A 25,499-nucleotide genomic window follows, 5' to 3' on the forward strand; every position below is an offset into this window, starting at 1 on the left:
CAAGGGGTCGAATTTTGATCTATCGTTTATGGCACCGCATTGCGGGGCTCTGGACAGCGTCAATCCGACGCCAGCTCATGCTTGGCATCATTGCCGTACATGCCGTCCTGATGACCATCTTTGTCTTCGACCTCGTTATCCGTCAGCAGGCCTTCCTTGCAGAGCAGGGCGTTTCCCAGACCCGAAGCCTCGCCGAAACAATGGCAGCGAACAGCACTTCCTGGGTGCTCGCGAACGATGTGCTTGGACTGGAGGAAGTCGTTTCATCCCAGTCCAGGTATCCAGGCCTCATCTATGCGATGATCATAAGTCCCGAGGCGCGCGTTCTGGGTCATAGCGATCGGCAATATGTCGGCCAATTCCTCCAGGATGAAAGGAGCCTGTCACTCTTGGCCGCCGAGCGTTCGACGCTCGTTCTCAATCAGAACAATCACCTGATCGACGTTGCCGCGCCGGTTATGGTCAATGGCCAACACATCGCCTGGGCCAGGGTGGCTATCTCCCGGGATGATGTTGTCCGCAATCTCGATATCGTCACCAGGGATGGAATTCTCTATACGCTCGCAGCAATAGTGGTCGGCATGCTGTTCGCATTCTTCATGGCCCGCGGCATGACAGCCAGCCTGCAGCAAATGGTTTCAGTCGCAAACGACCTCCGGGAAGGAAAGCCGGATACCCGGATCGCCGTAAATCGCGGCGACGAACTGGGGAGTCTTGGCAACTCCTTCAACGCGCTCGCGGACGCTGTCGAAAAGCGTGAGGCGGAATTGCGTCATCACCGGGATCATCTGGAAGAGTTGGTCTCGGCACGGACCAAGGATCTGATCAAGGAAGTTTCCGAGCGCAAACAGGTAGAAGAGGACCTCAGGGAATCGCGCGCGGCCATTGAAGTGAGCGAAGGTCGGCTTCGTCGCATCCTTGATAGCTCTTCCGCCGGTATCTCGGTCGTCCAGCAAGAGCCACTGAAACGGTTGTACGCCAACCAGCGGTTCTTCCAGATGTTCGGACTGGATCCGGATGCGGCGATCGAAACCACCGATTTCATGATCACATACAGGCATGCCGTAGACGCAGATTTGGTGTTGGGTCTTATCTCCAGAGGCGAGGGTTTCAACAACATCGTGATTGAACGAGCCGCCCTTGATGGAAAGCTCTGGTGGTCGTGGCTGGATGGCATCCCAATCGAGTTTGAGGGAGTCCCGGCAGTTATCATCTGGCATTTCGATGTCACTGATCAAAAAAGGGCCGAAGCCGATCTCATCCAGTCAGAGAAAATGGCGTCGCTTGGCGGACTGGTTGCGGGCGTCGCCCACGAAATCAACACGCCGATCGGGATCGGGGTCACTGCAAGCTCCCATATGCTCGAGATATCCAGAAAGATCCGGGAAACTATTCTCGGAGGACCGGTTTCGCGCCAGAAACTCGACCAGATACTGTCCGATCTTGAAGAAACCGCGCAGATCACCTCCAGCAACCTCTTCCGTGCCGCAGACCTGATCCGGAGCTTCAAGCAAGTCGCGGCGGACCAGTCCAGCGATGCCCGCAGGACTTTTGATCTCGCGAAATATCTCGATGAGATTGCAACGAGCATGAAACCGAGGCTCGCCCAGAGCGGACATTCTCTGTCGCTTGATTGTGAACAGAGCGTATCGATGGATACTTTCCCCGGATCCCTGTCCCAAATCGTCACCAACATCGTGCTCAATGCGGTCATTCATGCATTCGACACTGATGCTGACGGAAAAATCCAGATCTCGGCCCGCAAGGAAAACAACCATGCCGTTTTGGCCATTTCGGATAACGGGAAGGGCATGGACAGGGATACTGTGAAACGCATCTTCGATCCCTTCTTCACCACCGCCCGCGGGCATGGCGGGACCGGGCTCGGCCTCCACATCGTCTTCAATCAGGTGACCCAGGTTCTTGGAGGCACGATCCAGTGCAGTTCGTCCCGTGGAAACGGGACAACTTTCACTATCCGTTGTCCGCTGATCGCCTCGGAACAGGTCGTGGCCACCTAGACCGTCGTCGCCATCCTGTAGCCCGGTCGGTAGGAAAGACGAACCACAGTGATCGGGATCTCGGCACTCCAGGTCACACGTTCGATCACGAACAGTGCAACCCCGACATCCGTGGCGAGACACTCCGCCTCTTCTTCAGACGCGTTCCCGGCTGAAAATGCGATATCGCCGCGCGTGAAGGGCTGGTTGCGCACCAGCCATTCGTTCGGACTGATTGCGGAAAAGTCGGCCTCCGCGAATGCTGGCACCGCCTGCAGATTGACCCACCGGTCCTCGTAGAGGAAAGGCGCACCGTCCGCCAGATGCAGCCCCTTGATGCGAAGCGCATCCGGTGCTTCGGTTAGCGCCATCATCTCCGTGATCCCGGCCGGTAACCGCGCCCGCCTCCGTTCCAGGATATCGAAGCGATAGGCGCAGCCCATAGCCTCAACCTCGATCCGGGTAATCGGAATTTCCAGCGTTGCCTTGCGCACCGGGTCGAGCGCGACGCGAGTGCCTGCCTTACGCCGACGCTCCAGCAACCCGCTGTCGGCCAATCCCTGCAGAGCCCGGTTCACTGTCGCCCGGGCACAGCCGAATTCCGCCGCAAGCTCCATCTCGCCGGGGATCAGCTCACCCGGCCGCCAGACGCGGTTGGCGATGCGGCGCTTGATCTCTGCCTGAATGCCTTGCCAGGACTTGAGCGCTGACTGTGTCAGAGTGCGTCCTCCAGATCACGGAGTGCTTCACGGTAGCGAGCCCGGATCTGGTCTCGGGCAATGTGCCGGCCGTCTCTTACCACATGCCGTCCAGCGGACCAGACATCACGGACCCAGCGGTCGTCACCGGCGAAGATGAAGGTATCGAGGATACGGTCCCCGGTCCTCCCGGCAATATCGAGCGCGGCTCCGTCCAGAGCCACCAGATCGGCAACCCGTCCCGGCGCAATCGCCCCGCTATCCCGCCCGGCCGCTTGCGCGCCGCCCCGTACCGCCTCTTCGAACAGCACCCGCCCGGCGGAGCGTTCCTGCTCGGCCAGGACGGCGCGTCCCTTGTCCCGCAACCGCTGGGAATATTCCAGCGTCCGCAACTCCTCGCTGAGCGAGATCCGGATATTCGAGTCGGACCCGACACCGAAGCTCCCGCCAGCCGCGCGATACCGGACACCATCGAAGATCCCGTCGCCAAGACTGGATTCGGTGATCGGGCAAAGCCCGGCGACCGCACCGCTCTTTGCCATCGCCTCGGTCTCGGACGGCTCCATCTGGGTGGCATGGATCAGGCACCAGTGCTGGTCGACCGCATGGTTCTCCAAGAGCCAGGCCATCGGCCGCGCGCCCCAGGCGGCTTCAACCTCCTCGACCTCGGCCACCTGCTCGGCGACATGGATATGAATTGGCCGGTCCGGACGCAGCGCTGCGGCACCGGCAAGCGCCTCTCGCGTCACCGCGCGCAAAGAATGTGGCGCAACCCCGATGGCGCAATCAGCCGTCAGTTTCGCCACAGACGTTTCGGCTTCTTCGAGCAGCCGCGCATAGCGATCCGGGTCGTTCCCGAAGCGGATCTGCCCCGGCCCGAGAGCACGCCCGTCACAGCCACCGACCTGATACAGAACCGGCGCCAGGGTAAGGCCGATGCCCGTCTCCGCCGCAGCCTCTGTGACGCGTTCGCTCATTTCGCCGAGGGCCGCATAGGGCGTGCCGTCGACCTGATGATGCAGATAGTGGAACTCCACCGATCCGGCATAGCCCGCTTCCAGCATTTCCATCTGCACCAGTGCCGTGACCGCGCTCACATGCGCCGGCGTCAGGGATTGCAGAAAGCGGTACATCAGCCGCCGCCATGTCCAGAAACTGTCCTTCGGATCGGGCCCCCGCCCCTCCGTCAAGCCGGCCATGGCACGCTGGAAAGCATGGGAATGCAGGTTAACCGGGGCGGGCAGCAACACGGCGGCGCGATGGTCCGCACCACCGGCGGCAGAAGCCTCGCCGGTCCTGACAGTCCCGATCCGGCCGGAGCCATCGATCGTGACCAGCGCATCCCGCTGCCAGCCGTCTTCCATCAGAACCGTCTCTGCGAAAACCGTCGTCACGGTGGCGTCTCCTTGTTGACAGCAATTATTATGTATAGACATAATATTCAAATCAGCCTTCCGGGCAAGCTTCTATTCGGACCAGACGGCCATGCAGATCCTCGGCAATACCACGCTCGCGACCATGCTCCCAGACACCAGCGCCTATGGCCTGGTGAAGAGCGGCGCCGTCGCGCTGTGGGACGGGAAAATCGCCTGGGCAGGCCCGGAAGCGGGCCTGCCGGACAACTTTGCACACTGGCCGCGCGAGGATCTTGGCGGGCGGCTCATCACCCCCGCACTGGTGGATTGCCACACTCATATCGTCTTCGGCGGCAACCGGGCCCGAGAGTTCGAACTGCGGCTTGAAGGCGCGAGTTACGAGGAAGTGGCGCGCGCTGGCGGCGGCATCGTCTCCACCGTGACGGCCACCCGCGCGGCGAGTGAGGATGCGCTGGTCGCCGACGCCCTGCCCCGCATCGATGCGCTGCTGGCGGAAGGTGTCGCCACCATCGAAATCAAGTCGGGTTACGGTCTCGATATCGAGACCGAGCTGCGCATGCTGCGCGCCGCGCGGCGGATCGGGCGGGAGCGGCCGATCCGTGTCCGCACGAGCTTTCTCGGCGCCCATGCGGTACCGGCGGAATACAAGAACCGGCCGGATGCCTATATCGACGAGATCTGCCTGCCGGCCCTGACGAAAGCAGCGGAAGAAGGCCTCGCTGATGCGGTGGACGGTTTCTGCGAAGGCATCGGTTTCAGCCCGGCGCAGATCGAGCGGATTTTCGAACGAGCCAAAACACTCGGCCTGCCGGTGAAACTCCATGCCGAGCAGCTTTCCGATCTCGGCGGCACGGCGCTGGCCGCGCGCTACGGTGCACTGTCGGCGGATCATCTGGAATATCTCGGCGCAGACGGCATTGCCGCCATGGCCGAAAGTGGCACCGTCGCCGTGTTGCTGCCCGGAGCATTCTACACGTTGCGCGAGACGCAGCTGCCACCGGTTCAGGCCCTGCGCGATGCGGGCGTGCCAATGGCGATTGCGACGGACTGCAATCCCGGCTCTTCGCCACTGACCTCCCTGCTGTTGGCCATGAACATGGCCTGCACGTTGTTCCGGATGACACCGGAGGAGGCACTGGCAGGCGCAACCCGGATCGCCGCTCAGGCGCTCGATCTCGACGATGCCGGCACCATCGAAGCCGGCAAGCGGGCCGATCTCGCCATCTGGAATGTCAGCGAGCCGGCGGAGCTGGCCTACCGCATCGGATTCAATCCTCTTCACAAGCGCATTTTCGCGGGGACTTCATGAGCGACATCATCCTGACGCCGGGCAGCACCACGCTGCTTGATCTCGAAGGCCTGCGTGGCCAGGGCCACCGGTTCCGGCTCGACCGGGCGGCGAAGCCCGCCGTCGATGCGGCTGCTGCACTTGTCGCCCAGGCAGCCAACGGAGATGAAGCCGTCTACGGTGTGAATACCGGCTTCGGCAAGCTCGCCACCGTACGCATCGCGCCGGAAGACACCTCGACCCTGCAACGCAACCTGATCCGCTCCCACTGCGCTGGTGTCGGCGCACCGACGGAGACGCAGGTCGTGCGGGCGATGATGATATTGAAGCTGCTGTCCCTCGGACGCGGTGCCTCCGGCGTGCGCTGGGAAGTGATCGAGCTGATCGAGGCAATGTTGCGCGCCCGGGTGACCCCCATCGTACCGAGCCAGGGTTCCGTCGGTGCCTCCGGCGACCTTGCCCCGCTCGCCCACATGGCGGCGGTGCTGATCGGCGAGGGCAAGGCCGAGTACAAAGGCCGGATTATGCCGGGCAAGGAAGCGCTGGACGCAGCGGGACTGACACCAATCGAGCTTGGCCCGAAGGAAGGGCTGGCGCTGATCAACGGCACCCAGTTCTGCACTGCCTACGCGCTGGCCGCCCTGTCCCATGCCTGGCGAAATGTCGAGGCGGGTGTGGTTGCGGCAGCCCTCTCCACCGACGCCATCATGGGCTCCACCGCGCCATTGCATCCAGCCATTCACGCGCTTCGCGGCCAGCCCGGCCAGATCGATGTCGCCGCGGCCATGCGGGCGCTGATGGACGGATCGGAGATCCGTGAAAGTCATGTGCTCGGCGATACCCGCGTGCAGGACCCCTATTGCATTCGTTGCCACCCGCAGGTCTCCGGCGCCGCCATCGACATGATGCGCCACGCCGCACGCACGCTGGAGATCGAAGCCAACGCGGTCACCGATAACCCGCTTGTGCTGGTCGAGGACGGCCGGATCATTTCCGGCGGCAACTTCCACGCCGAGCCGGTCGGCTTCGCCGCCGACCAGATGGCCATCGCCATCGCCGAGATCGGTGCCATCGCCCAGCGCCGCGTCGCGTTGATGGTCGATCCGGTGCTGTCCTTCGACCTGCCTGCCTTCCTGACGCCGGAGCCCGGTTTGAATTCCGGGATGATGATCGCGGAGGTCACCACCGCCGCGCTGATGAGCGAGAACAAGCATCTCGCCAATCCCTGCTCGACGGATTCGACACCGACCAGCGCCAATCAGGAAGATCATGTTTCCATGGCCGCCCATGGCGCCCGCCGGCTGATGCGGATGAACGACAACCTGACCCGGATCATCGCCGTCGAGCTGCTCTGCGCCGCACAGGGTGTGGAATTCCGCGCCCCGCTGAAAACCAGCGCAGCCCTGCAGCGCGCGGTCTCCACCATCCGCACCGTCTCGCCGACCCTGACCGAGGATCGCGAGGTCGCGGTCGATATCGAAGCTGTCGCCGAACGCATCCTCGACAAAACCGTCGCGGAGGCCACCGAGCACGGCCCGCTGATGACCCTTTCCGCCCGCTACTAAACCGGAGCCGAAACCATGACAAATCCCCGCAAGAATGCCCGCGACATCTTCCCGCCGACCGGCCCGGAGCTGAGCGCCAAGCATTGGACCACTGAAGCTCCGATGCGAATGCTGATGAACAACCTGCATCCGGACGTGGCCGAGAACCCGCATGAGCTGGTGGTCTATGGCGGCATCGGCCGGGCCGCCCGGACATGGGACGATTTCGACCGGATCGTCGCCAGCCTGAAGGCGCTGGAAGAGGACGAGACCCTGCTGGTGCAATCCGGCCGTCCGGTCGGTGTGTTCCGCACGCACAAGGACGCGCCGCGCGTACTGATCGCCAACTCCAATCTGGTGCCGCACTGGGCCACCTGGGAGCATTTCAACGAGCTCGATCGCAAGGGCCTGATGATGTACGGCCAGATGACGGCCGGCTCCTGGATCTATATCGGCAGCCAGGGCATCGTGCAGGGCACCTATGAGACATTTGTCGAAGCGGGACGCCAGCATTATGGCGGCAGCCTGAAGGGCAAATGGATCCTGACAGCCGGTCTCGGCGGCATGGGCGGCGCGCAACCGCTCGCCGCCGTCTTTGCGGGCGCCTGCTGCCTTGCCGTCGAATGCGACGAGACAAGGATCGATTTCCGCCTGCGCACCGGCTATGTCGACGAGAAGGCCACCAGCCTCGATGAGGCGCTTGAAATGATCGAGCGCTGGACAGCGGCGGGTGAGGCGAAATCCGTCGGCCTGCTCGGCAATGCGGCCGACATCGTGCCGGAGATCGAGCGGCGCGGCATCCGCCCGGACATCGTCACCGACCAGACCTCGGCGCACGATCCGGTGCACGGCTACCTGCCGCAGGGATGGACCGTCGCGGAGTGGCGGGAGAAGCAGGAAAGCGATCCGAAAGCCGTCGAGAAAGCCGCCCGCGCGTCCATGAAAGTGCATGTGGCGGCGATGGTCGCCTTCTCGGAACGGGACGTCCCCACCGTCGATTACGGCAACAACATCCGGCAGGTCGCGCTGGAGGAAGGGCTGGAGAACGCCTTCGCCTTCCCCGGCTTCGTGCCCGCCTATATCCGGCCTCTGTTCTGCCGCGGCGTTGGCCCGTTCCGCTGGGTCGCTCTCTCCGGCGATCCGGAGGATATCTACAAGACCGACGCCAAGGTGAAGGAGCTGATGCCGGACGACACGCATCTGCATAACTGGCTCGACATGGCGCGGGAGCGGATCTCGTTCCAGGGCCTGCCGGCGCGGATCTGCTGGGTTGGCCTCGGCGACCGGCACCGGCTCGGCCTCGCCTTCAACGAGATGGTCCGGAACGGCGAGCTGAAAGCCCCCGTGGTGATCGGCCGCGACCATCTCGACAGCGGCTCCGTTGCCTCCCCGAACCGGGAAACCGAGTCCATGAAGGACGGCTCCGATGCGGTCTCCGACTGGCCGCTGCTGAACGCGCTGCTAAATACGGCCTCGGGCGCCACCTGGGTCTCGCTGCATCATGGCGGCGGCGTCGGCATGGGCTTCTCCCAGCATGCCGGCATGGTCATCGTCTGCGACGGCACCGAGGATGCGGACCGGCGGCTGGAGAGGGTGCTCTGGAACGATCCGGCGACCGGCGTCATGCGGCATGCGGATGCGGGCTACGAGATCGCCGTGGACTGCGCGAAGGAGCATGGCCTCAACCTGCCTTCCATCCGCTGATGAGCGCCGGGAGAGAGACATCCGGCTTCGTCGTCGGCGAAGCGCCGCTGACCTGCGAGCGGCTGGTGGCGGCGGCACGAAATGCCACATCCTTCAGCCTTGCGCCCGCCGTGCAGGAGCGTATCCGCGAAGCCCGGCAGGCAGTGGACCGGATTCTCTCCGGGGACGCCCCGGTCTACGGCATCAACACAGGCGTCGGCTCGCAGAAAGAGCACAAGGTCAGCGCGGACGAGGCCGCCGCCTATAATCGGCGGCTGATACGGGGGCATGGCACCCGCGTGCCGGGCCCGACGGCCGAGCCGGACGTGGTTCGGGCAACGATCATCGTGCTGCTGCATGAACTGGCCTCGGGATCCTCCGGTGCCTCTCTGGAGCTGATCGAGCTGATGGCGGAAATGGCCTCCGCGCACGAGATGCCGAACATCGATACCAGCGGGTCGATCGGTGCCTCCGACCTTGTGCCGCTGTCACAGATCGCGGACTGGGCGCTGTCCCATCCGAAAGCTGTCGAGCAAGGGCTTCCCTTCCCCAAGGACGCGCTTGCGATGATCAATTGCAACGCGCTCAGCCTGGCAAGCGGCGCGCTTTGCATCACCGAGCTTTCCGAGCTGATGCGCGGCTTCGATCTCGCCGCCGCGATGACCATGGAAGGCTTCCGCTGCAACCTCGATGCGATCTCCGAGCCGGTGAATTCCGTGCATCGCCGTCAAGGCCAGGCCCGCTCCGCCGCCCGCATGCGCGAGGCTTTGGCGGACAGTGTTCTCTGGCAGCCGGGCGCCGCCCGCTTCCTGCAGGATCCCCTCAGCTTCCGCGATGCCGGCCAGGTGAACGGCGCCGGGCTGGAATGCGCGACCTGGCTGGAACAGGTCTGGAATGACGAGCTGGCCGGCACGGTGATCAACCCCCTGGTCAATATCGGGCCGAACCCCGCCTATTCGCACGGCAACATGGACACCACCCGGATGACCCTCGCACTCGACGGCATGCGGCAGGCGCTGGCGAAGATGGCCGATCTGGCGGGCGAGCGGGTTCACAAACAGCAATGGCCCGCCTTCTCCGGCCTGCCAATCGGGCTGGCGGAAGCAGACTCGGCTGTCGGCGGCGTCCAGTTCCTCAATCTCGGGCACATCACCGCTTCGCTGATCACGTCGGTCAAGATCTGGGCGCAACCGCATCTGCTGCATCCGTCCGGACAGGTGGCGGACGGGGTCGAAGATACCGCCAGCAATGCCGTCCACGCCGTGCACGAACTGGCGCGGCAGATCGATGCCTGCTGGAAAATCATCGGGCTCGAAATCGCCGTGGCCTGCTGGGCCGTGCACAGACGCCGCATCCCGGTCGCCGATCTGGGCGCGGGCCTGCGGACTCTCTACGACAATTGCATCGCCACCCTGCCAATCGGGCATGAGGGTGAGGAGGTGTTCCGTCTTGCCGAAACCATCGCTGCAGTGCGCGATTTCGTCTCCGAAACGGCCACTCCGGGAAGCCAGGTCACGCAATAGTGGGTTGCGGCTGTGCGGAAACTGCCCAGCTTGACCGGGACCGGCGAATTTCCGGCGCAGGCAAGAAGAGAGTACCGCATGAGTGTTGTTATCGGCAGCCCTGGACTGAACCGTTCCCTTACGGCCTATCTCCCCTGGACGAACCGGGCCGGGCGGATCTGTCCGCCAAGACTAGCCGCCTTCCTCGCCTTGCTGGCGCCGGCCCTGCTGCTGATTTTCGACAGCCTGTCCGGCACCCTTGGACCGCGTCCGTGGGAGGTCGCCATCCACCGGGTCGGCTGGTGGTCTGTGGTATTCCTGCTGGCATCGCTGGCCGTCACACCACTGCGCCGCACGCTGCGTTGGAGCGGGCTGATCGTCGTGCGCCGGATGATCGGCGTTTCCGTCTTCCTCGCAGTGCTCCTGCATCTCGCACTGTATGCGGGCCAGCAATCCTGGGACCTGCTCAAGGTCGGCACCGAGATTGCAGTCCGGTTTTATCTGACCATCGGCTTCGTTGCCCTGCTCGGCCTCGCCGCCCTCGCCGCGACATCGACGGACGCCATGATCCGGCGCCTCGGCGGCAGGCGCTGGCAGGCATTGCACAAGCTGGTCTATCCGATCGGCCTGCTCGCTCTGGTGCATTTCTTTCTGCAATCCAAGAACGATGTGACCGAGCCGATCCTGTTCAGCGGTTTGTTTGTCTGGCTGATGCTGTATCGGCTATGGCGCTGGCGTCTGGGTGATCCGGCACTCAAGGGACTGGTGCTTTTGGCCGTCGGTGCTGCCCTGCTGACAGGCATTGGCGAGAGTATCGGCATCTCGCTCAAACATAACGTCCCACTCTCGGTCATGCTTCAGTCGCAATTCGATCTTGGGATTGGCATTCGACCTGCCTGGTGGGTGCTGGGTACTGGCCTTGCCATAGCAATCGCAGCGGTGATCCGGCGACAGCGAGCCGAAGCAATCAGCCGTAGCGGCCGCCAATATAATCCCGGCAACGGCGGTCGTCCGGCGCGTTGAACAGCGTTTCCGTGTCGCCAATCTCTACCAGCTCACCGAGATGGAAAAATCCGGTGCGCTGGGCGACCTGGGCCGCCTGCCGCAAATTGTGGGTGATGATGACGATGGTGAAATCGGTCTTCAGCTCCCCGATCAACTGCTCGATCAGGTCCGTCGCATGGGGGTCCAGCGCGGAACAGGGCTCATCCATCAGGATGACATCCGGCTCATAGGCGATCGCCCGGGCGATGCAGAGTCGCTGCTGCTGCCCGCCGGAGAGATCGGTTCCGGGCTCCGACAGCCGGTCCTTCACTTCCTCCCACATGCCCACCCGCTCCAGGCAACTCCGCACGCCGTCGCGAAGTTCGTCACCATCCCGGGCCATGCCGCGGATCCGGGGGCCATAGGCGATATTGTCGAAGATCGAGGACGGGAACGGGTTCGGCTTCTGCGCCACCCAGCCGAAACGCCGGCGCACCTCCGTCGGATCAAGTGCGGGATCGTAGATATCCTGACCGTCCAGGGTGATGGTGCCTTCGAGACGGGTCCCCGGCAGGATTTCGTTCGTCCGGTTCAGGCACCGCAGCATGGTCGACTTGCCGCATCCCGAAGGCCCGATGAAAGCGGTCACCTCACGGTCGTAAAGGTCGAGATTGACCCGGTCCAGCGCCTGCTTTTTACCGTACCAGAAGCTTACATCCCGGCATTGCATCTTCACCTGCCTGTCGGCGTGATGATGCCCGTCCGGGAAATTCAGATTCTGCTCGAACAGATATTTCGTCATGACACGGGAGTGTACAGGTTTCCCGTTACGGGCCTTTGACATACATCAAAAGATCCCGAACCGAGTGCAAGTTTCATACTTCCGGCATGGCCTCTAGGATGGCAGAACCCAGTCGTTCGCGAAGGGCTTTTCCAGTGCCCGCGCCACCAGCTCGAGCCGGTCCTGGCCATAGAACGGATCGCCATCGACCACATAGGTCGGGGAGCCGAAGAAGCCCCGGGCGATAGCCTCCTCGGTGTTCACGCGGTGCTGTGCGGCAATCTCTTCCGCGCCGGCGGTTTCAAACAGGTCCGCCCCATCCATGCCCACCGAAGCCGCAATGGCGAGCAGCGTCTCGCGCTTTGACAGGTCCGCATCCTCCGCCCAATGCGCTTCCAGAAAGGCATGCGCCAGCCGGTCCGTTCCCTGCCCGGTCTCACCACTGGCGATCAGCATCCGGTTCGCCATCTCGTAGGATTCGTGGTGATATGTCGGCCGTCGCTTGATGATTCTGGCCCCGCGATACTCCGCCCAGCGCTCGATTTCGCGTCCGAACCAGTAGGCGCTGTAAGTTTCCTCACGAACCCGTCCCGCGTTACCCCGGGCACGCACCAGATCGCCGAGGAAAAACGGCCGGTGCACGAGTGTTGCCCCCGCCTTGACCGCGATCTCCTGCAAGAGAGACGAGCCGATATAGGCATAGCCGGAATAGGCCGCGTAAAAATATTCAATGCGTTTCATGGGAAGTCCGGAAAATCGCTCAAGGACACATACCCTAACCAGCAACGCGTCCCGCTTCGAGAAGGATATGAAACGCAAACGGCCGGCCGCAGATGCGACCGGCCGTCAGATTCAGGCTTCGGCAAGACTAGCCGATCAGGCCGTTATCGTCACGTTTGATGGCGATGACGCATGAGCGCGGCACCGAGCCACCACCGCCCGGGAAGTGACTGTTGCCCTTCTCGCCCGGATGCTGGATGCCGACAAAAAGCGTCTTGCGGTCGGCGCTCCAGGTGATGCCGGTAACCTCGGCCTCCTTGGGGCCGACGAGGAAACGCTTTATCTCTCCGGTTTCCGGATCGCCGACCAGCATCTGGTTGTTGCCCATGCCGGCAAAGTCGCCTTCGTTCTTGTAGTTGCCGTCCGTCTGGATCCAGAGCAGGCCGGTGCTGTCGAAGGCAAGACCGTCCGGGGAATTGAACATGTTGTCGGCATTGACGTTCCCGGAGCCGGCATAGGCGTCGGAATGAACCGTCGGGTTGCCGGCAAGCACGAACAGGTTCCAGTTGAAACCGCTCGCGACATGGTCGCCGCCTTCCGGCTGCCAGCGGACGATCTGACCATAATTGTTCTTGTCGCGCGGGTTAGGACCGTTGGCGGAGGTGTCGTCACCACCGGCATTCGGCTTCACGCCACGGTTCTTGTTGTTGGTCAGGCAGCAATAGACCTCGGCCTTTTTCGGATGGGAGGAAACCCATTCCGGCCGATCCATGGTAGTCGCCCCGACTTTCGAAGCCGCGATCCGGGTATGGATTGCGATTTCCGGTGCGGACATGCCCGTGGTTTCCGGGGTGAGCGCCAGCCACTCGCCACTGCCGTCCTCGTTGAACTTGGCGACGAAGAGAGAACCGGTATCGAGCAGGTCGGAATTGTCACCACCCACCGCATAGGTACCGTCCGAGATGAATTTGTAGAGAAACTCGCCGCGCTCATCGTCGCCCATATAGACGACGACCTGACCGTTCGCCGCGACCACGACTTCGGCGTTCTCGTGCTTGAAGCGGCCAAGGGCGGTGCGCTTTTTCGGGGTCGAGGTCGGATCCATCGGATCGATCTCGACAATATAACCAGCACGGTTCGGCTCATGCGGGTGCTTGGAGATATCGAAGCGCTCGTCTGCGGTCGCCCAGGCGTAGCCCCAGTCCTTTGTCTTCACGCCATAACGGCTGAGCTCGGCGCTCGGCTTGTAGGCCTCATCGCTGGAGGAGAAGTAACCGTTGAAGTTCTCCTCACAGGCAAGATAGGTGCCCCACGGGGTACGGCCGTTGCCGCAATTGTTCCAGGTACCGAGCGAGGTGGTGCCGCTCGGGTCGGCGGCGGTCTTCAGCAGGTCGTGGCCGCGCGCCGGGCCAGTCAGGTCCATTGGCGTATCGGCAGTGATGCGTCGGTTCAGCGGCGAATCGATCACGACGTTCCAGCGGCCATCCTGCTCCTCGACTTCCATGACACTGACGCCGTGCGCGGCCTTGCCCTTGCGCACATCGTCGGCGTTTTCCGGCAGCTTGCTCTCCCGACCGCCGTAAATGATCGAGCGGTTGGTGTATTCGTTGTTCACAGCGAGGACATTCTTGCCGCCGGAAACAAACAGGGCCATGCCGTCATTGTTGTCGCCGAAAGCGAATTCCTGTGTTTCGCCCGTGCCCCGGGTCGCTTGATCGAATTCGGCGCCGTGAGACCAGAGCGGCTGCCCCCAGGTGGTGACAACGTTCCAGTTGTACCCCTTCGGAAGCGTGATGGTGTCCAGCGTGTTTGCCGCCACCTGCTCGAAGGAAAGGCGGGAAGCCGCCTCGGCCGGCGTCAGCGCGGAGGTGCCCATCAGGAAGCTTGAAGCGCCGAACACGGTCAACGCGCCGAGAAAGCCACGACGGCTCATCGCTTTGTCGACCACATGATCGAAATCGCAAAGCTCCGGACGCGGAGAATTCACGTCGTCCCAGTCGTCAAATGAGAGATCGTGGTCCTGCACGACCGCAGTTTCATTCGTACCGTTTGTCATATCTCACCCTCACACCATTGAGTTGGTTGATCGGCCAGCCGTTTCGCGGACTGTGCCCTGCCATCGGCCTCCTGTTTGAGGCCGAGACGTTCCAGCGAGGGTCGAAGGTATCGATGGTGCGTTATTCAAATATGACAGAGGCGGGGAACAAATCCCCAAATATCGAATATTTTGAATATGTGCGCGATTTTGACAGCAGGGGTCCGCGCGTCTGCGATCAGGCAAATCGGTGCTCACGCAAACCCGGGCGCCACGCCTTCAATCGCCGGAGGTTGCCGCATGTTCCGTCAGGACCGTGTCGATCTTGATCTTGAGATGGGCGAGAGAGAACGGTTTCGTAATATAGCCGTCGACCCGCAGCTCCTTGGCTTTGAGCACCGTGTCGACATCCGCATCGGCGGTCAGGAAAATTACCGGCAGGTTGGCAACTTCACTGGTTTTCAGACTGCGCACCGTTTCGAGGAATTTAAGCCCGCCCATTGGTTCCATGTGGATGTCGCACAAGATCAGATCGGGCCGGACGCGCAACAGCTCTTTCATGCCGTCGATCCCGTCGGTGACTTCATAGATCGAATCGAACCCGATCTCGCGCAGCAGTCTGACGATCAATTTCCGGATGTGAAATTCGTCTTCGAGAACGAGGACGCTCATCAGATCGTAGTTGAAGTCACCGTTACCCATCCGCCTTTTCCCTACTGTTAGAATATGCGCTGGACCGTCTCATCAAACTCGATGAGTGTCGGGTGCAGCAGCTCGGCCATAATTCCCGCCATGACCTCGTCGTCACCGTCGAGGGCGTCCTGCACTTCGCCCGCGATCCGGCCAAGCCGGAGGGCGCCGATCGAGAGTGCGGCGCCTTTCAGGGAATGTGCCGCATTACGGGCGGCGCCATGATCGGCCGCGCGCATCGCCTCCCCGATCTCCTCGATCCTGCCTCCCCAAACGCCGCGCGCGGAAAGAACGAATTCCTTCGCCTCGTCGTTGAAAGTACCGAATGCCTCCTCCATCGAGGCCGGGTCGAAGATTTCCCGGTCCCATTTCGGCGGCATCACCGCTTCTGCCCCGGGCTCCCCGATATCCGCGCCACGCCGAAGGGGAAGGCCTTCCGGCAGGTAAGAGGCGAGCACCGCGCCGAGCGCCTTGCTGTCTATCGGTTTGGTCAGACATGCATCCATCCCGGCGGCCATACATTCCGTCTCGGTTTCCACCATCGCATCGGCTGTGAGGGCAATGACCGGCAACCGATTTCCGGTCGCACCGCCCCGTTCGCGGATGGCCCGGGCGAGTGCAAACCCGTCCATCTCCGGCATGTTGATGTCGGTCAGTAACAGGCCGTAGCCGTCGCCTTGCTCCAGAGCAGCCAGAGCGGCACGACCGTCGCCGACGATCTCGCAGGCAAACCCCATGCGCGACAGCAGCTTGCGGATCACCGCCTGATTGGTGGCATTGTCCTCGGCAACGAGGATGAGCGCACCCGCCTCCCGCGCCTCATCGAGTGGGGGCGGCGCGAAAGCCAGGTCCGGCCGTCCATCTGCCGCTTCATCGGCGCGCTCAAGGCCGAGGGCAAGCGCAACGGCGCGCCAGAGCTTCGGGCGGGTGAGCGGCTCGGCAAGCAGCATCGCCGCGGCGGCTTTGACCGTCGCCGACAATCCCGCCAATGTTTCGCGCCCGGCGCAGAGCACGAGCGCGCCACCCGGTTTGCACAGGCGCCGGGCATCTTCCGGTGCCATCAGCAGGCCCGCAATCACCAGATCGGCCGGCGCCGGATCCGGCCCTGATGCACCGCATATGACGAGATCGGAAACGCCGCCCGCCCGCAGATAACGGGCGGCGACTTCGGTCTCTCCCGGGCCAAGACCGGCGAGAGTGACGCGCGCCGGGGAAAGGTCGTGTTCCGGGGACGGAACCGTCCCGTCATCGCCTTCCAGCGGCAGTTTAAACCAGAAGGTCGAGCCCTCGCCGGGAGAGCTCAACACACCGATGCTACCTCCCATCATGTCCGCCAGCCGATGGCAGATGGAAAGACCAAGACCGGTACCGCCGAACTTCCGGGCAGTGGATTGATCCGCCTGGACGAAAGGCTGGAAGAGCTTGCCGCATTGCTCCTCCGTCAACCCGACGCCGGTATCAGTCACCTCAAAGCGCAACCAACCTTTACGCTGACTTTGGCCCTGATCTTTGAGTTCCCGGACCGTGATCCGCACATCGCCTTGCTCCGTGAACTTCACGGCATTGCCGCCGAGATTGAGCAGGATCTGGCGCAAGCGGGTCGGATCGCCATGCCGCCGGTCGGCGAGATCGGCCTGGATATCGACGATCAGCCCGAGCCCCTTCTCTTCCGCTCTCTGGGCGATGATTTCGGCGGCGCCGTCGACCGTCTCCATCAGCGAAAACGGCACCGTCTCGATATCGAGCTTTCCAGCCTCGATCTTCGAGAAATCAAGAATATCGTTGATGATGGTCAGGAGGGCTCCGGCGGAATCGCGGATCACCCGGGCCATGCTGCTCTGCTCTGCATCCAGCTTGCTGAGCGCGAGCAGTTCGGCCATCGACATGACACCGTTCATCGGCGTTCTGATCTCATGGCTCATGGTGGCAAGAAAGGCCGACTTGGCGCGGGTGGCGGCTTCCGCCGTGTCGCGTGCTTCGACAAGCTCGGCCTCCGCCTTCTTGCGTGCGGCCACCTCGACACCGAGTTTCACCACGTAAAACGAGATCGTTCCGAAAGCGACGATCGCAATGAACAGCAACCCGACATTCCGTATCAAGGTGACGTTCGCATCGGCCAGGACGGTATCCATGTCCTGGGCAAGATAGATGCTGATCGGCATGGCCAGGTCCGGGTCCAGCACCGCCCTGGTGGCGAGGTAGTCGGCAGTGCCGGCCGCAACGACTTCGACTGCACCCGGATCCTGCACGGTCTCGATCAGGATGCGCTCAACTGAATCCTGCGCCCGGTAACGTTCCAGGAAGGCCTCCACATCCAACCGCTCTTCCGGCTTCGCATGGACCAGATCCGGATGGGCGAGCATGCGCCCGGCAAGGTCCGTCGCGAACACCAGCTCGCCAAACCCGGCCAAGGTTTCAGCCGCATGAACCAGCGTCAGGGAAAGCGAGGAAAGAGACAGATCGACACCCAGCACGCCCCAGGGCGTGCCGTCGTCATGGAAAAGCGTGCGGGCGTAGGTCACGCCAAGCGAACCGCTGGATGCAAAGATATAGGGCGCGGTCCAAACACCGCCTTCGGACGCCAGGGCCTTCTCGTACCAGGGGCGGCTCCTTGGATCATACGGCGCGGACGGAATATCCGCCTCCCGCCAACGCCCTGTTTTCTTTGCCGGCGCAAACCAGTGCCCCTGCGGCTGCCCCGCCGGATCGTCGATCACGCGCCGGGTCATCCGTCCTTCAGCATCGCTCCGGCCAGACGGCAGCAAATCCTGCACCTGCAGGAAACGGCCATCCGGAAACCCGATATAGATCCCGTTGATCTGCTGTATGCGCTGGACAGGACCGGTCGCGATGGCAAAGAAAAAGTCCGCAACTTCGCGGTCCGGCAGTTCGGTCAGCCGGGCATCCGTAACGGTCTGATAGACGGCCGGGCCGGGTTCGAAAAGACGGTTGAGCTCCCGCGTGAAGGCAACCCGCGCCACGGACAATTGAGAGCGACCATCCGCAACCAGCTCTCCGTATTGCCTGTCATAGACCCAGTAGGATATCCCGCTGCCGAACACGAGGATCAGGAGGAAAGCCGCAAAAGAGGCGGAGGTCCGTGTCATGGTCGCTCCAGAAACATCAAACGCCCGACGCTCTTAAGGTTTATTTTGGCCCCCATGATGCACGTATAATTGAGAGCGAGCCAAATTTTTTACCGGAGGGAACTGTTGAATTCCGAGGCCACCCCGGGCGCGGATCCTGCGGATTTGACGTTGCCTTTCATCCATCCGCGCGACATTGTGCCCGCCGATCTTCACCGGCATCAGTGAGGCCATGCAGTCTCTGAGGCAGAAACGGACATTGGCGCTACTCCCCGCGATCCTCTGGATCGCGGTGCAATTCGCCATGACCGGCGTGTTTTCCACGCCGGCATCGGCCGCCTATGCCGCACTCGGCTCCGGACAGGCTGAGAGCATTGTCCAGATCTGCACTCCGGAGGGCCTCAAGTCTGTCGCTCTCGATGCGCAGGGTGTTCCCGTTCCTGCGACCGGCGGTGCAAAGACCTGCGACTGGTGCCAGTCCTTCGGTGCTTTCATTCTGCCGGCCCCAACGGCGGACGGCATCCCGCACCGCCTGTTATCCGGACACGCCCGGCAAGCGATACCGGACACGCAAAACCACCGTCTGACGGCATCCCAGAGCCGTCATCCGACGCGTGCCCCTCCTGCTGTGACCTGATCCATCCAACAGGTGCTCCGGCACCGCGATCAGCTATCACAAAAGGAAAAACCCAATGCTCCGCACCCTTCGTGCGGCCGGGGCCTGTCTGGCCCTCGCCGCCGCATCCCTTGTTGCCGTTCCGACAACGGCATCCGCCGCGCCCGAAACCGTCACCGTGACGGATACTCTGGGCCGGACCGTCACCGTCCCGCATGGCGCCAAACGCGTGCTTCTCGGTTTCTATTTCGAGGATTTCTACGCCATCGTCGGACCCGGCGCCTATGAGCGCGTCGTCGCCATCTCCCGCGACACCTGGGAGGGCTGGCGTAATCTGCAGTGGAAGGCCTACAGCACGGTCGAGCCAGGCCTCGAGACTCTCGTCGATATCGGCGAGGTCGAGTCCGGAACCTTCAATCTCGAAGCTGCTCTGGTAGCGAAACCGGACGTGGCGATCGTCGCCGCCTGGCAATTCCGCAGCATGGGCAATGCCGTCGACAAGCTGGAGAAAGCGGGCATCCCCGTGGTCGCCGCCGACTTCAATGCACAGACCCTCGAAAAGCATCTGGCGAGTGCACGGCTTATCGGAACCGTCATGGCCTCCGAAGACCGCGCGGAACAATTGGCCAATGAATACGAGAACGCCTTCAACGATGTTCTCGCCCGCGTGGCCAAGGCAACCGGGCCGAAAAAGCGGGTCTATGTCGAACTCGCCCGCAAGGGGGCTTCGGAATACGACAACAGCTATGCAGGACGGATGTGGGGCGGCGTGATCGACCTCGCCGGCGGAGACAATATCGCCAACGGTCAGATCACAAACTGGGGCGCTCTCAGCCCCGAATATGTACTCGCCTCGAAGCCGGAAATGGTCCTGCTCGCAGGCTCCGGCTGGGCAAGTCGGGATCAGGCGGTTCTGATGGGCTTCGGCGTCGACGAGACGCTGACGCGGACGCGAGCGACACCATACCGGTCCCGCCCCGGATGGCCGGATCTGCCCGCAACCCGGAACAACGAGATCTATGCCGTCTATCATGGCGGCGCGCGGACCCTGTACGACTACACTTTCCTGCAGTTCATCGCCAAGGCTCTGCACCCTGACGCCTTTGCCGATGTCGATCCGCAGGAAAACCACCGGCGCTTCTATGAGAAATGGCTGCCCGTCAAAGCCAACGGAAGCTTCATGCTGAAGCTGGACTGACCTGCGCACGCTCCCGGCGGCTCGGACCGTACCGCCGGGGGCAGCTCACTTCTTTCAAGGTGACAAAAGTATGACGCATTCGCTCCAGCAGGCCCCTGCCATGGGCCGCGATGACTACAAGTCATTGACGGCGCGGCGGTTCGGCCTGGCGCTCTCCGGCATCGCCCTGGTCTGCGCTGCCGCCGTCGCCGACCTGTTGATCGGCCCGTCTTTCCTGAATGTCTTCGACGTGCTTGCCGCCCTTGTAGGACTTGATGGCGCGGGCGACCCGATGACAATCGTGATCGTGCACGATATCCGGCTGCCCATGACCCTGACCGGTCTGATCGTCGGGGCGTCCCTCGGGATTGGCGGCGCGCTGATGCAGACCATCCTCGGAAACCCGCTCGCCAGTCCCTACACGCTCGGCTTTTCCGCGGCGGCCGGCCTCGGGGCCTCAATCGCCATCCTGACCGGTTTCTCCCTCGGCGCCTTGTCCGCCTTTGGTGTGCCGCTGGCCGCGTTCATCACCGCATCGCTCGCGGCCCTGCTCGTTCTCGGCCTTGCCTGGCAGCGCGGCATGAGCGCGGAGGTCATGGTCCTGGCCGGTATCGCAACCCTGTTTCTGTTCCAGTCGCTGCAATCCCTGGTGCAGTACATGGCCGCGCCGGAAATTCTGCAGGAGATCGTGTTCTGGGTGTTCGGCAGCCTGCTGAAAGCGGACTGGACCAGCGTCAAGGTGTCCGGCTCTGTCCTGGTCCTGGGGGCACTTTTGATTATCCCCGACCTATGGCGGCTAACGGCGCTTCGCCTCGGCGATGCGCGCGCGGCCAGCCTGGGTGTGAAAGTCAAACCGCTCCGGCTCCGGATCTTCGCCATCGTCGCTCTGTTGACCGCGGGCGCCGTCTCCTTTGTCGGCACAATCGGCTTCATCGGACTGGTCGCCCCGCATATCGCCCGCATGCTGGTCGGCGAGGATCAGCGCCTGTTGCTGCCGCTGTCCGGTGCCGCGGGTGCCGGCATCATGATCGGCGCATCGATCGCCTCGAAGCTGATCGCACCCGGCGCCATCGTGCCGATCGGGATCGTCACCGCGATCATCGGCGTGCCTTTCCTGTTCGGGCTGATCCTGAAGCAACGGAGGGCTTACTGGTGACCTTGTTCGTGAAAGACTTTTCTCTCAGCTACGGCCGGAAAGAGATCCTGCGGAATATCAGCTTCACACTCCCTGCCGGATGCTGCGCCGCGCTGATCGGCCCGAACGGAACCGGCAAATCGAGCCTGCTACGAGCGGTAGCCGGGCTGCAGCCGCACGGCGGAACCGTCTCCCTGCTCTCGGGCGCACGGCAGGAAGAGGCAATTGCCTACATGCCGCAGGACACAGGGACGGCATCGGCCCTGACTGTTCTCGAGGTGATACTGCTTGGCCGGCTGCGCAGTCTCGGCCTGCGGATCGCCGAGAAGGACCGAATGGCAGCCCTCGAAGCCCTTGCCGTCTTCGGGCTCACGGACCTGCAATCGCGGACCCTGGATCATCTCAGCGGCGGTCAGCGCCAGCTGGTGTTCCTGGCCCAGGCATTGGTCCGCGCGCCAGACGTTCTGCTGCTCGACGAGCCGACGGCGGCGCTCGATCTCCGGCATCAGATCCTCGTGCTCGACATCGTTCAAAAACATTGCCGGGAGCATGGCATTCTCGCCATTGCCGCCATGCACGATCTTGGTTTGGCGACCCGTTTCGCCGAGCAGATCATCTGCCTGTCCGATGGCAGCATTCTGGCGACAGGCACCCCGGAAGCGGTCATGACAGCCTCGACAATCGAAACACTGTATGGGGTCACCGCCGATATCAGCCGTACTGCCTCTGGTGGTTTTGCCATCACGCCGACCGGCCTCGCCGATGCCGTCATTGAGCAGCCAGAGCGCGTTTCGGCTTGAATTCCCGCGCCTCCTCAGGCAGAAGCCCTGCACTCCCTATCCGGTTCATGACCGCGCGGCATATCGGCTCGCGCCCTGGTTTTGAGAACCGGCGAAGAGGACGTTGCATTGATCATATTCGATACTGTCAGCGTAACGGCGGGCAACCGGACCGTTCTCGCGGACATTTCCCTGACGCTGCGTGAGCGGCGGATTGCCGTGATCGGCGCGAACGGATCCGGCAAATCGACCTTCGCCCGGCTGATCAACGGTCTGCGCCGGCCAAGCACCGGTACTGTCACCGTGGACGGCCTCGATACGGTGAAAGCCGCGAAGGATGTGCGCCGGCAAGTCGGGTTCCTGTTTCAGGACCCGGACAACCAGATCGTCATGCCGCTGGTAGACGAAGATCTCCGCTTCAGCCTGAAGGCGCTGAAACTGAGCCCGGCGGCCGAGAACGACCGGGTCGAACAAATTCTGGACAGCTACGGGCTGACCCATTTACGGCATCAGCCCTCGCACAGCCTGAGCGGCGGTGAAAAGCAGCTGCTCGCGCTTGCCAACTCCATGCTCCGCGGGCCCCGCTATCTGGTGCTGGACGAGCCGACAACACTGCTCGATCTGAAAAACCGGAAGCGCGTGATGGCTGCCATCGATGCGCTGGAGCAGACAGTGATCTGCGTCACCCACGATCTTGAGATTGCGGCGACGGCAGAGCGCGTTCTGATACTGGCCGACGGCCGCATCGCGTTCGACGGTCCGGCGCTCGACGCTATCGCTGCTTACAGGGAGATGGCGGGGTGAAACTGACGCTCTATGTCCGCCGGGACTCTCCGGTCCATGCCTTGTCCGCCGGCTGGAAACTCGGCCTGCTGCTCGCGACCGGGCTGCTGATCCTTCTGACCGACGACATCCGGTTGCTCGGCATCGGCTTTACCCTGACGCTGACAGGTTTTCTGCTCGCGCGCCTGCCGCTGGCGAACATTCTTCATCAGGCCCGGCCGCTGCTGATCGTCCTCGCGATCTTCTTTGCGGCACATGCACTGTTCACAACGGTCGAACTGGGCGCCGTCCTGACGCTACGGTTTGCCATCATGATCGCCTGCGGCCTGCTTCTGACTCTGACCACTCGCGTCTCGGACCTGATGGCCGTGCTTGAACGTGCTCTCCAGCCGTTTGCGCCGCTCGGGCTTGACCCGGAAAAGGCCAGCCTTGTTTTCGCCATGACCATCCGGTTCATTCCGGCACTTGCAGAAACCTGGGAGACGGTTCGTGCGGCACAACAGGCCCGCGGCATGGACCGCAACCCGCTCGCCCTGCTGATTCCGATGACGGTACTGACCCTGCGCCGTGCCGAACAGATCAGCGATGCCATCGAGGCGCGGGGCATCGATCTCTAACGCTGAAACTTTCGGAGACACTCAATCATGACCACACGCGACCTTGTCCTGATCGCGCTTTTTGCAGCGATCACCGCCGTGCTTGGACTGTTCCCGGCACTCACCCTCCCCATTACCGGGGTACCGGTGACGGCGCAGACCCTCGGCGTCATGCTGGCCGGCTCCATACTCGGTGCCCGGCGCGGCGGCCTTGCACTGGTCGTCTTTCTCGTGCTGGTCGCTGTCGGCCTGCCGCTTCTCGCCGGCGGACGCGGCGGCGCGGCGGTCTTCTCGGGCGTCACTGCCGGCTTCCTGTTCAGCTGGCCGGTCGCGGCCTTCGTCATCGGATGGCTGACGGAAAAGGCCTGGAGTCGCTACGCGCTTCTCCATGCGGTCTCGATCAATGTCTTCGGCGGTATCCTGATCGTCTATGCGGGCGGCATCGCCTGGATGGTGGCTGTTGCCGGCATTCCGCTCGACAAGGCGCTCTACGGCTCCCTGCCCTTCATTCCGGGCGATGCATTGAAGGTTATTGCCGCAGCCACCGCCGCAGTCGCCCTGAAGCGCTATCAGCAACACCCGCTCGGCCAGTCGGCTTGAGACTTCCGGAAACAAAAAAGCGGCCCTCAGGGGCCGCTTTCATTCCGGTCTGAAGAAATAACTCAGACCGCGATATCGAGGGTCGTCCCCCTAGTCGGATCGCCGGAGCCCGGCAACCTATCGTCATTGCCCAGTGCGGCCGCACCCGGATTCTGGTTCTCGCCGCGATCGGCCGAACTCTCCGTCACGTTCACCACTGTCGGCTCGCTCGGGGTCGCATCGATATTCGCGCCGCTGGCACCGATCTGCTGCTCACCCTCATCCCCGTCGGCGGCTGGCCGTGAAACCGGCTCCTGCTGCGTTTGGGTGAAGTTCCTGAGGTCTGCTACGGATGCGCTTACTGCTGGCCCAACAGCCATGTCCATCTCCAACCGACGTTAAAACCGATCCGGATTCTTGCTCATAACATAGAGATATTTGGCTGAAACTTCAATCTGACTCTGTGTGCGGGTATTTCAGCCGGGTAATTCAATCGAATGCATCCTGGAAATCCCGGATCAGAACATCCGGATCCTCCGCCGGCACACCGAAACGGACAAGCCCGTCCGGAATGCCGAGGACACGGCGGATCACTTCCGGAACCGCCTCATAGTCCCTGTGTGCATAATGCCAGAAGGTTCCCGGCTGACCTGGAACCAGCCCGGGCCGAAACCGGGCCATACGGGCCAGAGCCGCGTCCGCTTCTTCAGGTCGTCCATGGAAGGTGACCGACAGGTCCGGGCAACCGTCACCGGGATAGAAAAGCTCGTCAACGCTCCCCCTATCCGTCAGGAAAGTGGCGAGCCGCGCTGCCGCCTCCGCACGCGCAGCCAAATGCTCCGGCGCGGTGCTCAAGGCCAACTGAAGCGCCTCGGCCTCAGCCGGTCCCGGCATTGCGTCATAGGCTCTCTGCAAATAGGCGAAGCGATCCTCGCCAAACCCGGCGTTCTCGGCGAAAGCGACAAGCCCCCCGCGTCCGGCACCGGCGGGAGCGGACGTAAAAACCACGTCGCACCCTTCGGCAAGCGGCTTGACCGCCTGATGGCCCAACACCGAATTATCGGCCAGAACCATAATATCCCGGGCTTTTGCAAACTCCACGAGCCGCACAAGATCGGGCCGGGAAAGCCTGGGGCCAGACACGGTTTCGACCCAAAGCAGACGCGTCTCGTCGGTGACAGCCAATTCCAGTGCGTCGAGATCCCCCATATCCGCGAAGCCGACCTTGAGCCCGGCGGAACGGCGCCGGATGGATTCGATCATCCGATAGGTATCGGGATTAGCACCGTCAGAAACAACCAGATGGCTGCCTCCGTCCAGCATATCGAGCAACGCAGAAATCGCCACCGGAGCCGAGACGAAAGCATACCCGTTGCCGCCTGCATTGGCCGCCGCGAAAGCCTGCTCGAGCGCGACCAGTTCAGCCGGTTTTTCAATCCGGAACATT

General features: G+C 62.8%; 22 protein-coding genes. 13 read left to right on the forward strand and 9 right to left on the reverse strand.

All coding sequences use genetic code 11. The features are described from left to right. Positions 1–14 precede the first annotated feature (14 nt). Entirely contained in the window at positions 15–2,021 is a 2,007-nt protein-coding gene (locus tag IG629_RS16885) for an ATP-binding protein (protein ID WP_193173101.1), read from the forward strand. Here the strand turns inward: IG629_RS16885 and IG629_RS16890 are convergent. Together IG629_RS16890 and IG629_RS16895 are read right to left on the reverse strand one after the other, a co-directional pair. Then, positions 2,018–2,719, reverse strand: coding sequence for a UTRA domain-containing protein (locus IG629_RS16890; RefSeq protein ID WP_226886874.1), 702 nt, complete (start codon positions 2,717–2,719; stop codon positions 2,018–2,020). The genes IG629_RS16885 and IG629_RS16890 overlap by 4 nt on opposite strands. After that, positions 2,716–4,092, reverse strand: coding sequence for a formimidoylglutamate deiminase (locus tag IG629_RS16895; protein WP_193173102.1), 1,377 nt, complete (start codon positions 4,090–4,092; stop codon positions 2,716–2,718). The genes IG629_RS16890 and IG629_RS16895 overlap by 4 nt, the downstream gene beginning before the upstream one ends. 91 nt (positions 4,093–4,183) lie before the next feature. On the opposite strand from IG629_RS16895, the gene hutI reads away from it, so the two are divergent. The 5 genes from hutI to IG629_RS16920 all read left to right on the forward strand — a co-directional run bounded on the left by hutI (position 4,184) and on the right by IG629_RS16920 (position 11,114). Continuing rightward, positions 4,184–5,383 carry an imidazolonepropionase gene (hutI, locus tag IG629_RS16900; RefSeq protein ID WP_193173103.1) on the forward strand — a complete coding sequence of 400 codons (1,200 nt, stop codon included), beginning with the start codon at positions 4,184–4,186 and terminating at the stop codon, positions 5,381–5,383. Continuing rightward, positions 5,380–6,927: a histidine ammonia-lyase gene (gene hutH, locus IG629_RS16905; protein ID WP_193173104.1), complete on the forward strand. Its 1,548-nt coding sequence runs from the start codon at positions 5,380–5,382 to the stop codon at positions 6,925–6,927. Before hutI ends, hutH begins: the two co-directional genes overlap by 4 nt. A 15-nt stretch (positions 6,928–6,942) precedes the next feature. Continuing rightward, complete coding sequence (gene hutU / locus IG629_RS16910; protein WP_193173105.1) at positions 6,943–8,610, forward strand: urocanate hydratase; 1,668 nt, start codon at positions 6,943–6,945, stop codon at positions 8,608–8,610. Then, the gene (locus tag IG629_RS16915) at positions 8,610–10,112 is read left to right on the forward strand and encodes an aromatic amino acid ammonia-lyase (protein WP_193173106.1); all 1,503 of its coding nucleotides are present in this window, start codon (positions 8,610–8,612) and stop codon (positions 10,110–10,112) included. The genes hutU and IG629_RS16915 overlap by 1 nt, the downstream gene beginning before the upstream one ends. 78 nt (positions 10,113–10,190) lie before the next feature. Then, positions 10,191–11,114: a protein-methionine-sulfoxide reductase heme-binding subunit MsrQ gene (locus tag IG629_RS16920; RefSeq protein ID WP_193173107.1), complete on the forward strand. Its 924-nt coding sequence runs from the start codon at positions 10,191–10,193 to the stop codon at positions 11,112–11,114. Here IG629_RS16920 and pstB read toward each other — a convergent pair. From pstB to IG629_RS16945, 5 genes are all read right to left on the reverse strand, one after another. Then, complete coding sequence (gene pstB, locus IG629_RS16925) at positions 11,059–11,919, reverse strand: phosphate ABC transporter ATP-binding protein PstB (RefSeq protein ID WP_404923906.1); 861 nt, start codon at positions 11,917–11,919, stop codon at positions 11,059–11,061. The genes IG629_RS16920 and pstB overlap by 56 nt on opposite strands. 51 nt (positions 11,920–11,970) lie before the next feature. After that, on the reverse strand, positions 11,971–12,597 hold the full coding sequence (locus tag IG629_RS16930) for a 2-hydroxychromene-2-carboxylate isomerase (protein ID WP_193173108.1): 627 nt from the start codon (positions 12,595–12,597) through the stop codon (positions 11,971–11,973). Positions 12,598–12,724: 127 nt separating this feature from the next. Then, positions 12,725–14,632, reverse strand: a complete 1,908-nt coding sequence (locus IG629_RS16935; RefSeq protein WP_193173109.1) for a PhoX family protein — start codon at positions 14,630–14,632, stop codon at positions 12,725–12,727. 258 nt (positions 14,633–14,890) lie between these two features. Beyond that, the gene (locus tag IG629_RS16940; RefSeq protein WP_193173110.1) at positions 14,891–15,313 is read right to left on the reverse strand and encodes a response regulator; all 423 of its coding nucleotides are present in this window, start codon (positions 15,311–15,313) and stop codon (positions 14,891–14,893) included. Positions 15,314–15,330: 17 nt separating this feature from the next. After that, complete coding sequence (locus IG629_RS16945; RefSeq protein WP_193173111.1) at positions 15,331–18,408, reverse strand: hybrid sensor histidine kinase/response regulator; 3,078 nt, start codon at positions 18,406–18,408, stop codon at positions 15,331–15,333. A 238-nt stretch (positions 18,409–18,646) separates the two neighbouring features. Between IG629_RS16945 and IG629_RS16950 the strand changes: the two genes are divergently transcribed. The 7 genes from IG629_RS16950 to IG629_RS16980 all read left to right on the forward strand — a co-directional run bounded on the left by IG629_RS16950 (position 18,647) and on the right by IG629_RS16980 (position 24,073). Next, positions 18,647–19,024 carry a DUF2946 family protein gene (locus IG629_RS16950; protein WP_193173112.1) on the forward strand — a complete coding sequence of 126 codons (378 nt, stop codon included), beginning with the start codon at positions 18,647–18,649 and terminating at the stop codon, positions 19,022–19,024. A 55-nt stretch (positions 19,025–19,079) separates the two neighbouring features. Beyond that, complete coding sequence (locus tag IG629_RS16955) at positions 19,080–20,201, forward strand: ABC transporter substrate-binding protein (RefSeq protein ID WP_193173113.1); 1,122 nt, start codon at positions 19,080–19,082, stop codon at positions 20,199–20,201. Positions 20,202–20,271: 70 nt separating this feature from the next. Next, entirely contained in the window at positions 20,272–21,336 is a 1,065-nt protein-coding gene (locus IG629_RS16960; RefSeq protein ID WP_193173114.1) for a FecCD family ABC transporter permease, read from the forward strand. After that, a complete protein-coding gene (locus tag IG629_RS16965) occupies positions 21,333–22,115 on the forward strand; it encodes an ABC transporter ATP-binding protein (RefSeq protein WP_193173115.1) in 783 nt (260 codons plus the stop codon). The genes IG629_RS16960 and IG629_RS16965 overlap by 4 nt, the downstream gene beginning before the upstream one ends. Positions 22,116–22,223: 108 nt before the next feature. Next, on the forward strand, positions 22,224–22,898 hold the full coding sequence (locus tag IG629_RS16970) for an energy-coupling factor ABC transporter ATP-binding protein (protein ID WP_193173116.1): 675 nt from the start codon (positions 22,224–22,226) through the stop codon (positions 22,896–22,898). Next, on the forward strand, positions 22,895–23,494 hold the full coding sequence (locus IG629_RS16975) for an energy-coupling factor transporter transmembrane component T family protein (protein ID WP_193173117.1): 600 nt from the start codon (positions 22,895–22,897) through the stop codon (positions 23,492–23,494). The genes IG629_RS16970 and IG629_RS16975 overlap by 4 nt, the downstream gene beginning before the upstream one ends. 27 nt (positions 23,495–23,521) lie before the next feature. Continuing rightward, a complete protein-coding gene (locus tag IG629_RS16980; protein ID WP_193173118.1) occupies positions 23,522–24,073 on the forward strand; it encodes a biotin transporter BioY in 552 nt (183 codons plus the stop codon). A gap of 62 nt (positions 24,074–24,135) precedes the next feature. Here IG629_RS16980 and IG629_RS16985 read toward each other — a convergent pair whose 3' ends face one another. Both IG629_RS16985 and IG629_RS16990 read right to left on the reverse strand, forming a co-directional pair. Continuing rightward, a complete protein-coding gene (locus IG629_RS16985) occupies positions 24,136–24,432 on the reverse strand; it encodes a hypothetical protein (RefSeq protein ID WP_193173119.1) in 297 nt (98 codons plus the stop codon). Between the two features lie 109 nt (positions 24,433–24,541). Beyond that, on the reverse strand, positions 24,542–25,498 hold the full coding sequence (locus tag IG629_RS16990) for a PLP-dependent transferase (RefSeq protein WP_193173120.1): 957 nt from the start codon (positions 25,496–25,498) through the stop codon (positions 24,542–24,544). Position 25,499 lies beyond the last annotated feature (1 nt).

Origin of the sequence: Nisaea nitritireducens (assembly GCF_014904795.1) — a bacterium.
GTDB classification, from domain to species: domain Bacteria; phylum Pseudomonadota; class Alphaproteobacteria; order Thalassobaculales; family Thalassobaculaceae; genus Nisaea; species Nisaea nitritireducens.